The organism is Pseudomonas sp. DE0157, from assembly GCF_007678615.1.
In the GTDB taxonomy this organism is placed as follows: Bacteria; Pseudomonadota; Gammaproteobacteria; order Pseudomonadales; family Pseudomonadaceae; genus Aquipseudomonas; species Aquipseudomonas parafulva_B.
The window spans coordinates 1-12,734 of sequence record NZ_VEJN01000022.1 but is presented as its reverse complement, the minus strand read 5'-3'; the positions used below and the strand labels follow the sequence as shown (position 1 = coordinate 12,734).

Sequence of the window (12,734 nt, the reverse complement as noted above, 5' to 3'; positions counted from 1 at the left end):
GAGGTAGTACATTAAATGGCCAAGGCCGCCGATGTCGTTGTGCAATGCCTGGAAAACGAAGGTGTCGAGTATGTGTTCGGCATTCCCGGTGAAGAAAACCTCGACCTGCTCGAATCCCTGCGCAAGTCGAAGATCAAGCTGGTACTGACCCGCCATGAACAGTCTGCAGGCTTCATGGCTGCCACCTACGGTCGCCTGACCGGCAAGACCGGCGTCAGCCTCTCCACCCTGGGCCCTGGCGCCACCAACCTGGTCACCGCCAGCGCCTATGCCTACCTGGGCGGCATGCCGATGATGATGATCACCGGGCAGAAGCCGATCAAGAAGTCCAAGCAGGGCCGTTTCCAGATCATCGACGTGTGCGGCATGATGGACCCCATCACCAAGTACACCCACCAGTTCGCCTCGGCCGACAACATCCCGGCCCGCATGCGCGAAGCCTTCCGCCTGGCCGAGGAAGAAAAGCCGGGTGCCGTGCACCTGGAACTGCCTGAAGACATCGCCGCCGAGCAGACCGACGCCCTGCCTATTCCGCGCAGCCTGCACCGTCGTCCGCTGGCCGAGCACGTGGCCATCGAAGCGGCTGTGGAAAAACTGCAAAAGGCTCGCAGCCCGATTCTGGTGATCGGTGCCGGTGCCAACCGCAAGATGACGGCCAAGGTGCTCAAGCAGCTGATCGACAAGACCGGCATCCCGTTCATCACCACCCAGATGGGCAAGGGCGTGGTCGACGAGCGTCACCCGCGCTTCCTGGGCAACGCGGCGTTGTCGTCCGGTGATTTCGTGCACCGTGCGATCGAAGCGGCCGACCTGATCATCAACATCGGCCACGACGTGATCGAGAAGCCGCCGTTCTTCATGGTCCGTGGCGGCACCGAAGTCATCCACATCAGCTTCCGCTCCGCCGAAGTCGATGCCGTGTACTTCCCTCAGGTGGAAGTGATCGGCGACATCGCCAACGCCGTGTGGCAGATCAGCGAACAACTGACCGACACCGCGCACTGGGACTTCACCCGCCTGATGGCCATTCGTGAAGCCAACGAGGCGCAGATTGCCGAAGGCGGCGACGACGACCGCTTCCCGGTCTATCCACAGCGCCTGGTGGCCGATATCCGCCGTGTACTGCCTTCCGAGGGCATCGTGGCCCTGGACAACGGCATCTACAAGATCTGGTTTGCCCGCAACTACAAGGCGCACAAGCCCAACACCGTGCTGCTGGACAACGCCCTGGCGACCATGGGTGCCGGCTTGCCGTCGGCCATGGCCTCGCACCTGGTCTATCCGGACCGCCCGGTGATTTCGGTGTGCGGCGACGGCGGCTTCATGATGAACAGCCAGGAACTGGAAACCGCAGTGCGCCTGGGCATGCACATCACCGTGGTGATTCTGCGTGACGATGGCTACGGCATGATCCGCTGGAAGCAGGCCAACATGGGCTTCACCGACTTCGGTCTGGACTATGGCAACCCAGACTTCGTCAAGTACGCCGAAGCCTACGGCGCCACCGGCCACCGTGTCGAAAGCGCTGAGGGCCTGTTGCCACTGCTGGAGCACTGCATCACTACCCCAGGCGTTCATGTGATCGACTGCCCGGTCGACTACAGCGAAAACGACCGCATTCTCAACAGCGAGCTGCGTGAGCGAGCGCTGGCGATCTGAAGCGTACCCACACGCTGTGGCTGATCGCTGAGTCGTTCATCCTGTTGCATCGACCAGATGCAACAGGCGGTGAAGATGTAATCTCCCGCTGTATGCGGCGGCCGCAATGGCCGCCGTGCTTTGAGCGTCTTCAGTCCTGGGGTTCAAGCAGGCCACGAAGGCTCATCACGATGGTACTCATGTCATAGGGTTTGCGCGTGACCGGAATGTGCTTCAAGTGCGCGGGAATACTGATGCCATCGCCATAACCGGTTGCGAACAGGAAAGGGATGCGCCGACGTACCAATGCCTCGGCCACGGCAATGGACGTACCTCTTCCCAGGTTCACATCGAGAATGGCGGCGTCGGGTGAGTGCCGCTCCAATATCTGCAAGGCTTCCTGTTCGGAACTGGCCGTGATGACGTGCTCGATTTGGGCATCGTTGAGTATTTGCTCGAGGCCGATGGCAATGACCAACTGATCCTCCAGAATCATCACGCTCAGGCCAGGTCGTGCGGCGAATGCCTCTGTCGAATCGATCAGGGGCGAGGCAGCAGCAGGCGCAGGCTCGGATTCCGCGACCGCCAGGTGCCGGGCTGGCAGCGTGAACAAGCCCTGAACCCCTTCAGGGTAGTATTCCACGCTACTGGTACCGCCCAGATCGAACGGGATGCTGCGCTCGATGAGGACCGACCCGAAACCTCGACGCCTGGGCACCTGCACCGGCGGGCCACCGCTTTCCTGCCAGATAATGGCGCAGGCGCCCGCAGCGTCGATTGCCCAGCTGACGCACAGCCGCCCCCCTGGGCATGACAGCGCACCGTACTTGGCGGCATTGGTCGCCAGTTCGTGCAGCACCAGGGCCATTACCGAGTAGGCCCTGGCATCGAGAATTACGTTGGGGCCTTGCATAACGATGTCGGCAATCGCCGTGCGATAAGGCGACAACTCGGCATCGAGCAACATCGCCAGGCGCCCACCACCGTCACCCCGCACGACCTGGTCGTGGGCCAGCGACAGGGCCTGGATGCGGCCTTGCAGGGTGTTCACGTAACCCTTGAGCGTCTGGCCCTCGGCCGTGGGATGGGCGACCAGTGCACCAATCAGTGACAGGATATTCTTGACCCTGTGGTTGAGCTCCTCATTGAGTACTCGCTGGCGAACCTCGGCCTTGGAGCGCTCGCTGGCCAGCAGTTCGCTGTTGTGCAGCAACACCTCGACGATGGCAGTCCGAATGGCGTCTCCGAACTGCCGATCCTGCTCCGACCAGGGCGCAGATTGCTGGTGCACGGTCTGTTTCCATATGGAAAAACTCGTGCGCGGCGTCAGCCGGTCGCCCATCGCGCCACTGGTATAGGTCTTGTTGGGGTCGCCCGCCCAGTCGAGGGTCTGCACCACTTCCTTGCGAAAGAACATGATGTAGTCCTGCGGGCGCTGCGAAATGGGGATGAGCAGCACGCCCGATACGTCGCTGAAGTAGGCCTGGGCCGCCGGATGGGCCTGGGACAGGCTATTCGATGCCCATGTTCTGGCCTCGGCCACGCTCTCGGCAAAGCGCAACAATTCAGGCACGCAGGTTCGGGGCGGAACGCTACCGGCACTCGACCAACGCCCTTGCAGCGAGATGCCGATGCCATCGCACGGGATCAGCGACATCAGCCTTGGCAGCCGTTCTTCGAAGAAGCTGTGCATGTCGGCGGCATGGTTGGCATCGCGCAGCATGAGGTCGAGCGTGTCGTGCACCTGCACGGCCGCTTCGAGTTGTTGCCGGCTGCGCAATGTTTCGATGTGCAGGGCAAAGAACTCGCCGAACATCTCGGCCGCCACTCGCCGGCCCATGGTCAGGTTGCGCGGTGAATAGTGGTGGCAGGCAATCAACCCCCACAGCGCGCCATTGACAATGATCGAGATGGACATGGTGGCACCCACGCCCATGTTCTGCAGGTATTCGCAGTGGATTGGGGAGACGCTGCGCAGGTGCGCATAGGACAGGTCCAATGGCTCGCCCGAAGGGTCCAGCACAGGCTCCAGGGCAACTGCCTCGAACTGCACGTCCGGGATGACCCGGATCGGGTTGCGCAGGTACAAGGCGCGTGCCTGCTGCGGGATGTCCGAAGCGGGAAAATACTGCCCCAGGAAGCTCTCCAGCGTACTGCGCTTGGCCTCGGCAATCACTTTGCCGGCGCCATCGGTGCCCAGTTGGTAGATCATCACCCGGTCGTAGCCCAGTACTGCACGGACAAACCGTGCGGCATCGCGGAACAGGCGGTCGGTCTGGTCGATTTCACGCAACTGCGCGATCAATGTGCGGGCGAGCTCGATGGGTTCCGCAACGTTTTGGCCGGCAGGCTCGAATTCCAGGATGGTGCTGCCCTTGAAGCGGTGCGCCGATACATCCACACGCCTGCCATCGGGCAGGGCGACTGCAAAGCTCAACGCCGGGCGCGAGCCTTCGCGTACCCGGGCCAGGGCATTACGCAAGGTATGGGCGAGCTCCCCGCCAATCACGTCATCGAGTTTAAGGCCATTGAGTGGCAGCGCCGCCCCCAGTAACTGCGGCGCATTGACCGAGTGGCGCAAGATCACGGTTGCGGTGGCGTCGCAGGCCAGCAAGCAGCCATGGGGCTGGATGCTGCCAGGAATCTGAATGGGTTCGCGGTCGCAATTACTCAGGTTTACCTGTGGGTCGAGGGTCATTAGCCATGCCTGTAGATGATGTAGAGGCTGCCTGCGCGGCCGCCGCCGTCAGCCTAGCAGTACACCCGCGTACGGCAAAGCCGGTGAGTGCCCCGGATAGCAGTTTTGTGGGTGCCGGTCGTCTGCACCAGGTGCCCGCCCTTGTGCATGACAGGCTTCGGTGGTTTCATGCGCCCCATGATTGTGAAGGTAAACGCGCATGAGTCGTCCGCTTTTCATCGCTATGGATGGCCCCAAGGGCACTGGCAAGACCACGCTGCTCGAAGCACTGACCCAGGCGTTGCGAGCCCAGGGCAACAAGGTGGTCAGGCTGTGTGAGCGCAACAATGATCCACAGCGCGCGCAGACCATGGCGTTGGTCAATCAGCTGGCTAGGCAGCCTTCGCCAGCACTTGAGTGGCAGGTCTGCGAACAACTGGCCGAAAGTCGCGCCTGGATCACCCGGCACGTACTGCCGCGTCAACCTGGCGACAGCATTGTTCTGATCGACCGTTGGTACCCCTCGGACGCAGCGTTTCGCCGAACCGTGCCGTTCGATCAGGTTTTGCGGTTGAACATCGAACACGGCGTGCAGGTGCCTGACCTGAACATTGCGGTGCTCACCACAGCGCAAACGTCCTGGGCGAGGGCGGCGGCACGCCGCCGGGGCCTGGGCAGCACGGTGATGCATACCTTGCAGGAGCAGATCGCAAGCACCCAGGCGTTCAGCCGTGCTGCAAACAAGCACGGCTGGCTGCTCTGTCAGAATGACGGCACCGTGACGGCTGCAGTCGACCAGTTGATGGAGTCCATCACGCCGCTGTTGCACGCCTGAACGCGACCCTCGAGCCGCCGTGCTCAGAAGCCTTCCAACACGATCTTGCCCCTGGCCTTGCCGCTCTCGATGACCGCGTGCGCCCGTTTCAGGTTGCTCGCATTGATCGTCCCGAAGTGTTCACCCAACGTTGTCTTGAGCACACCGCTGTCGACCATCTGGCTGATGCGGGTAAGCAGTTGGTGCTGCTTGATCATGTCGGGCGTCTGATAGAGCGAGCGGGTGAACATCAGCTCCCAGTGCAGCGACAAGGATTTGCGCTTGAGTGGGACCACATCCAGCTGCGCCGGGTCATCGATCAAGGCAAGCTGCCCTTGCGGTCGCAGGACCTCGATCAGTTGCTCAAGGTAGGTGTCGGTATGGGTCAGGCTGATCACGTGATCGACCGCTTCAACGCCGTGTGCGCTGAGCTGGGCGGCCAGTGGGGCCGTGTGGTCGATGACCAGGTGCACGCCCAGGTCCTTCACCCAGGCTTGGGTGTGGGCCCTGGATGCGGTAGCGATCACGGTCAACCCGGTCAATTGGCGAGCCAATTGCACCAGGATTGAACCCACCCCACCGGCAGCGCCGATGATCAGCAGGTGCTGACCCTGACCGCCGTTTTCTTCGAGGCGCAAGCGGTCGAACAGCAGCTCCCACGCCGTGATGGACGTCAGTGGCAGCGCGGCGGCGCTGGCAGCATCCAGGCTGGACGGCTTGCGCCCGACGATGCGCTCGTCTACCAGATGGAATTCGCTGTAGCAGCCGGGGCGGTCGATGGCGCCGGCGTAGAACACCTCATCCCCTGGCTGGAACAGCGTCACCTGCTCGCCCACCTCGCGGACAATACCGACCGCATCCCAGCCCAGCACTTGTGGCTGGTCACCGCCACGGCTGGCGCGAATCTTGGTATCGACCGGGTTGACTGCGACGGCCTTGACTTCGACCAGCAGGTCTCGCGCACCGGGGGACGGTTTGGGCAGGTCTGCATCATAGAGCGATTGAGGGTCTTGCAGCGGCAAGCCGGGCTGCGAGTAAACGACAGATTTCATGGGGCAGGGCCTTGAGTGAAAAGGTACCTGCCTAGGCTATTCCTATCGTTTGTGAAGAAAAACAGGCTTAGAGGATTAATACTTTCTTTTCAGGAGTGAAAACGGGAGGGTAGTCGATGCGCGAAGATTCAAACCTGAGGCCTGCATTGGCTCTAAGTTGTGAGGGGCCCGGCCTGACGGCGACGGGCTGCGAAGCAGCCCTGAAGCGGTGCATGGCACAACGCTTGCCGTAGGGGGGGGCAGGTCGTGCGACCTGCGCGGTCAGAAATCGACCGACGCACTTAGAGACAGCGTACGTGGCGCACCGAGTACCAGATAGTTCGAGCCTGGATACCCACCAGCGGAAGCCCAATAGTCACGACCGGCCACGTTGTCCAGACGCGCACGCAGGGTGACATCCTTCTCGTCGACCTTGAAGCCGTAGCGGGCCCCCAGGTCCAGCCGCGTCCATGAAGGGATCTCGAGGTTATTGGCATTGTTGATGTACTGACGGCCGCTGTAGACCACTCGGCTGGTCAGGGTCAGGCCGTTCACACCTGGCACGTCCCATTCGCCACCGATGTTGGCCTGGGTCTTGGGCACGCCGATGGCCTGGTTGCCGTCGTCCTGACCGTTCTGGGTCTTGGTGAGCTCAGCATCGAGGAGGGTGACGCCGCCGAGCAGACGCACGCCGGGCGTCGGCTCGCCAAACACCGACAACTCGATCCCGCGGTTGCGTTGTTCGCCGCCTTCTTTGAAGACCTGGTCCTCGACGATGCCGACCGGCTTGCGCGTCTCGAACACCGCCAGGCTGCCACCGAGGCCTCCACCGTCATACTTCACGCCCACTTCGGTCTGTTTGGCCACGTAGGGCGCCAGGGAGGCGCCGGCATTGAGCACCGGCGCTCTGGAGCCGTCAGGCAGGGTAGTGGTGGCGCCGGCGGTATCGCCCTTGGTCAAGCCCTCGATGTAGTTGGCGTATACCGAGAACTGCTCGTTGATTTGATACACCGCGCCGGCAACCGGCGTGGTTTCATAGCGTTTGTACTTGGATGTCTTGTCGCCGGAATTGTAGTCGTAACCTGTCACGTCCAGCCCTTGCCGACGAGCCCCCAGAGTGATCAGCAACTGATCATTGAAGAACCCTAGAGTGTCAGCGATGGCCAGGCTTTGGGTACGGGTTCTCGCGGTCACATGTGGGTCGGACATGTCGCCACTGAAACTGGTGTTGTCGGGCTTGGCGACATACACCGGGTCATAGAGATCGTTGGCAAAACCACCGAAATTACCCGCCCAGGCATTGCGGTCCTTGTTGTCGAACATCGAGCCGGACAGCACCCACTGATGCGATACCGGACCTGTTTGCAGGGTGTAGCGCATGCCCACCTCACCGGTGGCCACGGTCTCTTCCCGGTAATTGTCGAAGCGCGTCGAACGGGTCACGCCGTTGGCGTCGGAGGAGGGGTTGGCCAGCACGTTCTTCTCTTCCCCCTTGCGCATGCCGATGGCAGCCCAGGTGGTGAGTGCATCGGAGAGGTCATACTCGGCACGGAAGGTGCCGAATGTTTGCTTCTCCTTGGAGTACGTCCAGGGCTGGCCGTAGTTTTTGTCGGCATCCGGCGGGCTGGGTACGCGGCCTGTAGGGGTGACGCTGGGCAGCGGATTATCGATGAAATGGTACTGGTGGCCGATGTCGGCCGAAAGCCGCAGGCGCTCGCCTTGGTAGTCCAGGCCCAGGGCGAACATGTCCAGGGAGCGGTCCTGGTCCTGTACCGCCGTCTCCCCGTCGCGCTTGGCCACGTTCACGCGAACGCCAAAACGGTCTTGCTCCCCAAAGCGCCGCGCCACGTCGGCCGAAACGGTACCGAAGCCCCGGTTTTCAACGCCAGCGGTCAGCCGGGTGAGGGGCTCGTTCGGGGCGCGCTTGGGCAGGATGTTGATGGCGCCGCCGATGCCGGTGCCGCCGGGGGCAGCGCCGTTGAGGAAGGCGTTGGCCCCGCGGAATACCTCGACCCGCTCGATGAACTCCGCCGCCACATATTGACGCGGCAGCAGGCCATAGAGGCCGTTGTAGGCGATGTCATCGGAATACAGCGGGAAGCCGCGCATGACATAGAGTTCCTGGAAGTTGCCGAAGCCACGGGCGACTCTGACGGAAGGATCGTTCTGCAGAATGTCGGCGACGCTGTGCGCCTGCTGGTCCTGGATCAGTTGATTGGTATAGGAGGTGGATGTGAAGGGCGTCTCCATGTAGTCCTTGTTGCCCAGGATGCCAACGCGCCCACCGCGGGCTACCTGACCCCCTTCATATTCGGGTACCAAGCCATCCCTGGAGGCGTCGGCGCTGGCCGAGACTGCGGTTTCTTCAAGCTCCAGAACCGTACCGGTGGCGCCGGCCGCATTCACGGGCTGTGCGACCGGCACCGGGATTTCCAGTGTGTTCTGGGCAAGTGCGAGCGGTGACGCCACGCTTGCGACCAACCCCAGGGGCAACCAGACGACAGTGTGCAACGCAGGCTTGCGGGCAAAATTTGGGACGGGCATGTGAGAACCTGATGAAGGAATTGGGACGACAGGAAATGGCCTTGCAGCAAGGTGCAGAATTATAGCGAGTGGGAATCGTTATCGCTAAGCTTTTGTTTGCATCGCCGGGCCCAAGTTGTAACTCGATGGTTGCTTACGGATCTCGTGGGTGCCGGCCACTAGCGGGTGCGGGTGGTCATCAGGGCGAGTGACCAACTGCGATGGCCACAGCGCGGGCAGGCAATGACGTCATGAAGTTGATGCTGTACCGGCAGACCACAACTGACGCAGCAATACAAACCTGCTGCAGGTGGGGCGTCGTATTCCAGGCGGTGTTCAGGTGGCAGCACTGACAGTCCCGGCTGAGTGTCTTCGGCTTCGTAGAAGTAGAGGCTCAGTTCGCCGTCGGTCTCAAGCAAACCCAACCGCACCTGGCCCAGGTGCTCAACCCCTTGCTGGCGCAACTCCATGAACAACTCGTTGGAGGATATGTTCAGGTTGCGCAATGAGTGAATTTCGTACTGCCCGTCCTTGACGACAGTGATCGGGAGGCCGTCGATCCAGGCTTCGCACGTCTTACTCCGGCGCATCAGGTAGATCGTACCGCGATACAGGAGCAGTAGCGTGACGAACACCACGGCCACCGGCAGCAATGGCACATCTTCGTAGAAGGTCACATCGCCGGCGGCCGAACCCAAGGTGAGGATAACGACCAGTTCGAAGCGCGAAAGCTGCTTGATGCCACGCCTGCCGCTGAACTTCAGAAACAGAAACACGGCGAGAAAGGCCGCAACCACGCGCATCATCACTTCCATCAGAAACGTGACGGGCAAGTCACCCAGCAGCATCCTTTGCAGATCGAATGACTCCATCAAGCGCCCTCCATCTCCACCTTGTGATCAATTGACCTGAGGGTAATAGCCACGGTTCAGCGTGGGCGTCGCCATGGACTGAGCAAAGGAGGGTGGCATTTAAAGGAGGGGGATTTTCGAGCGGGCAAAAGAAAGCCCGCTGCTAGTCGGGCTTAAGTCTTTCTCATGGGGATGAGTTGATAATCCACTTGGCAACGTGAAAATTCGGTGAAATAAAAGTCCCCATTGTGTAGAGCGCTAATTTGAGCGGTAAAGCCGATGAACGGTCAGATTGTGAGATGACCCTTAAGGCAGTTGCGCCCGTGGCCATTCCAGATTCTGGACCAACGCCCGCAATCGCTGCCTGTCCTCATCCAACGGCAATGCCTGCTCGGCCCGCTTGAGCAACAAATCCACGTGCGCGATGCACGCTTGGCCAAAACGATCAGGCGCGATGTGCGCCAGGCTCGCCAGGGCCTTTACCAAGCGGATGTCCACTTCCAGCAAGCCGGCACCGTCCCGTGCAATCAGGGTGAAGAAGTCATCGAACATGTCGTCGACCGTTAAACCGCGCACATGCACGTTCTGAAACTGGCCATCGGTCGTTGTATCCGGCGCTTGCCGTGCCCATGTGGAAAAGCAGCGTACCCCACGGCCTATGACGTCGATGACCGTGCCAGAGTCATTGGTGGCGGGAGACAGTGCGCGGGATGCAATCTCTGCCAGCACCGAGAGCCCGAAGCGCGGGTCCTGGCCATAGGTGCGCCGTGCCCCGAGCGTCACTGCAGCCAGAATCTCAGCTTCAAGTTCTGCGGTATTGCCTGCCTGTACGCTGCACACGGCGCGTGCCAGTACCGTACCGTGATGCACGAAACTGCCCGGCAGCACTTCCAGGTAGATTACGGCACTGTACTTGTCGGCTGCGTGGGCGAGGGCGCTGACATCGACGTGTTGTACATAGCCGATGTCATCGCAGGGAATCGGTACTGCGTCCGGGTCAACCTGCGTAGCATCCGTGTAGGGCTGTGCCCCCAGGTAAGGCCACTGCGCGCGGCGCTTGAGCGCTGCAATGGCCGCGTCCTCCACGCGGTCGATGGTTTCCCCCACGCGGCCAAGCTTGGACAAGTGATCAATCCAGCGCAGCAGGGTGTACACGATCAGTACAATCATCACCAAGGTCACTGCAAATAACACTACACGGCCCTGAGCGCCATAAATGCCCGTACTCAGGGCGATGATGCCCACCAGGCTGAACAGAAAAGAGCCAATAAACGTCGCCAGGGCGTTCTGAGTCGTGGCGTCCTCCATTACCAGGCTGGTCGCGCGAGGTGTCACGCCACTGCTGGCGGCGCTGTAGGCCGATACCATGGTGCTGAGCGAAAACGTGGTCACCGCCAGCATGCTGGAGGCAATGATGCCCAGGATCTTGTCGACCGAGTCCGCCCCGACTTTCGCCGGCAACGACGCCGGCACCATGTCGCGCAAGGCAATGGCCAGCAGCGCGGTGAGTACACCGATCAGGGAAAACAGGCTGGCGCGAAACCATAGCCTTTTCGTCGTTTGCGCAAGTGCCCAACGCCAGCGAGCGATCATGGTGGTCAATCTTCCTCAGTAGGTAGGCCGCGTGCAGGATGAAGCACTGCGGCATCGCCACGATTGAGTTCAAGTGGGTGCAGATAGTTTCGCGACCCGTGTTCGGGTTTTGCAAACGAGACGGAACGACGGCAGCGCTGCGGTATCCTTATACAAGGCGCTAGATTTGTATAAGTGCGAGCGCTCGACGTTATCCATCAAGCCCGATGCAGGCCGCGCCTGCCGGATGGAGTATTAGCCATGAACCTAGAGCAACTGAAGCAACTGGCCACTGCCGGCACCGTCAACGAACTCGAACTGCTGTCGCTCGAAGGCGGCTTTTACGTACTGCGCGCGTTGACGGCCGACGGTCCGCAGACGTTCAGCGATGCCCAGGGGCAGGCGGTGCGCCTGCGGTCGATGACGGAGCTGCGCGAGCTACTGGCCGATGTGCCGCCTGTGCCATGCATGCTGGTGCAGCATGTGGTGCATGACGAGATGTGCGGCCAGCGCGATGGTCCCCTGGCGCCGCTGCGCGTCCCCGTGACGCTGGCAGAGCAGTGGTAGCTCAGTCGGTGCAAACGATAGACGAGAGCCGCCTGCAAGCCTGGCAAGCCCTGTCGCAGTTCTTTCTGGACACCGAACTGACAGAGTCGAGCCTGGCGTGGGTGGCTAGGACCGTGGCTCAGAGCCCCTACACGCTTGATCAATTGCACAGCATCCTGTGGCATGAACTATACCCGGCATTGCATTGGAACCTCAGGTCCGTGGCCGGTGAGTGGGCAGGCTGGACGGATGAGTTCTTGACCGAGCACGTTAAGGTGCGGCCGTTCGAGCCGGCAGTTGCGCGCTGCGGGGCGGTGGGTGATGAGATCGCACAGTGCTGGGAACGGACGGTAGCAAAGCTTTCCGTACAGGGGCTAGGCCGCGCCGAGTAACCGCAGCAACTGGGCGTGCTCCCAAGTGCTCATCAACGCAACCGGGTCGGTGCCGTAGTGGTGATGGGTGTTTAACGCGTAAACACGGCCGTCGGGGCTGAAACAGCTGATGAGGTGATCTAACGCGCCGGCTTCATTGCGCAAGGTGAGTATCCAGCCGTCTGCTTGCACGGTCATGGATCCACAGGCTATTTCTGTCCAGCTTGGTTCGCTTACGCGCTGTAAGTTCCGGATCCCGAGGGCGATATCGCGCAATATCTGGTAGACCTCACGAGTTGCCATGGAAGGTGTTGTCACGCTGATGGTCCGTACTCGATTGGGTTGCAAGTCAGTTAGCCCATGGCACTTGAGCCAGCCATTAGGCTCAGAGACTACAACACCCATTATGTGCGCGTGGCCGTTTTTTGATAGCCTCCTATCGTTCTGGAGGAATTGTATGACAGCCGATAGCCGATCAAAACTTGCCGCCCGCTATGGTACCGAAGAGGTATCACCGCTCACCCAATGCAATGCAGTGATCGAGCAGTTGCTCGACCATCGCAGCATAGGCAGACGGTACTTGGATGGCGGCTGCCGCTTGGTCTGCCCACGCTGCAGTTTGTCAACCGAAGGTACTAGGCTCTGTCTGAAATCCCAAGAAACTGAAATGTGGCCGCGGAACAGCCTGGGTTCGGTACAGTCGCCGACCAT

The 12,734-nt window shown here is 61.1% G+C and carries 10 protein-coding genes; 4 read left to right on the top strand and 6 right to left on the bottom strand.

Annotation, left to right across the window (positions count from 1 at the left end; translation table 11 throughout):
* Positions 1-15 precede the first annotated feature (15 nt).
* Positions 16-1,659, top strand: coding sequence for an acetolactate synthase large subunit (locus tag FS777_RS20315; protein WP_058604990.1), 1,644 nt, complete (start codon positions 16-18; stop codon positions 1,657-1,659).
* A gap of 130 nt (positions 1,660-1,789) precedes the next feature.
* On the opposite strand, the gene FS777_RS20310 is transcribed toward FS777_RS20315, so the two are convergent.
* Entirely contained in the window at positions 1,790-4,336 is a 2,547-nt protein-coding gene (locus FS777_RS20310; RefSeq protein WP_058637733.1) for an HWE histidine kinase domain-containing protein, read from the bottom strand.
* Between the two features lie 199 nt (positions 4,337-4,535).
* Here FS777_RS20310 and FS777_RS20305 point away from each other — a divergent pair, with 199 nt between their 5' ends.
* Entirely contained in the window at positions 4,536-5,150 is a 615-nt protein-coding gene (locus FS777_RS20305; protein ID WP_058637732.1) for a thymidylate kinase, read from the top strand.
* Positions 5,151-5,173: 23 nt separating this feature from the next.
* Here FS777_RS20305 and FS777_RS20300 read toward each other — a convergent pair whose 3' ends face one another.
* The 4 genes from FS777_RS20300 to FS777_RS20285 all read right to left on the bottom strand — a co-directional run bounded on the left by FS777_RS20300 (position 5,174) and on the right by FS777_RS20285 (position 11,127).
* Entirely contained in the window at positions 5,174-6,181 is a 1,008-nt protein-coding gene (locus tag FS777_RS20300; RefSeq protein ID WP_145257364.1) for a zinc-binding alcohol dehydrogenase family protein, read from the bottom strand.
* A 261-nt stretch (positions 6,182-6,442) separates the two neighbouring features.
* Complete coding sequence (locus FS777_RS20295; protein WP_145257360.1) at positions 6,443-8,704, bottom strand: TonB-dependent siderophore receptor; 2,262 nt, start codon at positions 8,702-8,704, stop codon at positions 6,443-6,445.
* Between the two features lie 158 nt (positions 8,705-8,862).
* Complete coding sequence (locus tag FS777_RS20290) at positions 8,863-9,555, bottom strand: DUF421 domain-containing protein (RefSeq protein ID WP_078478610.1); 693 nt, start codon at positions 9,553-9,555, stop codon at positions 8,863-8,865.
* A gap of 285 nt (positions 9,556-9,840) precedes the next feature.
* Complete coding sequence (locus tag FS777_RS20285; RefSeq protein ID WP_058637728.1) at positions 9,841-11,127, bottom strand: DUF2254 domain-containing protein; 1,287 nt, start codon at positions 11,125-11,127, stop codon at positions 9,841-9,843.
* Between the two features lie 240 nt (positions 11,128-11,367).
* Between FS777_RS20285 and FS777_RS20280 the strand changes: the two genes are divergently transcribed.
* The gene (locus tag FS777_RS20280) at positions 11,368-11,673 is read left to right on the top strand and encodes a DUF6482 family protein (protein WP_058604983.1); all 306 of its coding nucleotides are present in this window, start codon (positions 11,368-11,370) and stop codon (positions 11,671-11,673) included.
* An 8-nt stretch (positions 11,674-11,681) separates the two neighbouring features.
* Complete coding sequence (locus tag FS777_RS20275) at positions 11,682-12,044, top strand: hypothetical protein (RefSeq protein WP_145257356.1); 363 nt, start codon at positions 11,682-11,684, stop codon at positions 12,042-12,044.
* On the opposite strand, the gene FS777_RS20270 is transcribed toward FS777_RS20275, so the two are convergent.
* Complete coding sequence (locus FS777_RS20270) at positions 12,027-12,341, bottom strand: hypothetical protein (RefSeq protein WP_256675208.1); 315 nt, start codon at positions 12,339-12,341, stop codon at positions 12,027-12,029. The two genes, FS777_RS20275 and FS777_RS20270, sit on opposite strands and share 18 nt — an antisense overlap.
* Between the last annotated feature and the right edge of the window lie 393 nt (positions 12,342-12,734).

Bases quoted from the DNA above. Each gene is read 5' to 3' on its own strand.
- FS777_RS20285 (WP_058637728.1), bottom strand. From the start codon at position 11,127: ATGATCGCTCGCTGGCGTTGGGCACTTGCGCAAACGACGAAAAGGCTA.
- FS777_RS20315 (WP_058604990.1), top strand. From the start codon at position 16: ATGGCCAAGGCCGCCGATGTCGTTGTGCAATGCCTGGAAAACGAAGGT.
- FS777_RS20295 (WP_145257360.1), bottom strand. From the start codon at position 8,704: ATGCCCGTCCCAAATTTTGCCCGCAAGCCTGCGTTGCACACTGTCGTC.
- FS777_RS20310 (WP_058637733.1), bottom strand. From the start codon at position 4,336: ATGACCCTCGACCCACAGGTAAACCTGAGTAATTGCGACCGCGAACCC.
- FS777_RS20280 (WP_058604983.1), top strand. From the start codon at position 11,368: ATGAACCTAGAGCAACTGAAGCAACTGGCCACTGCCGGCACCGTCAAC.
- FS777_RS20290 (WP_078478610.1), bottom strand. From the start codon at position 9,555: ATGGAGTCATTCGATCTGCAAAGGATGCTGCTGGGTGACTTGCCCGTC.
- FS777_RS20300 (WP_145257364.1), bottom strand. From the start codon at position 6,181: ATGAAATCTGTCGTTTACTCGCAGCCCGGCTTGCCGCTGCAAGACCCT.
- FS777_RS20305 (WP_058637732.1), top strand. From the start codon at position 4,536: ATGAGTCGTCCGCTTTTCATCGCTATGGATGGCCCCAAGGGCACTGGC.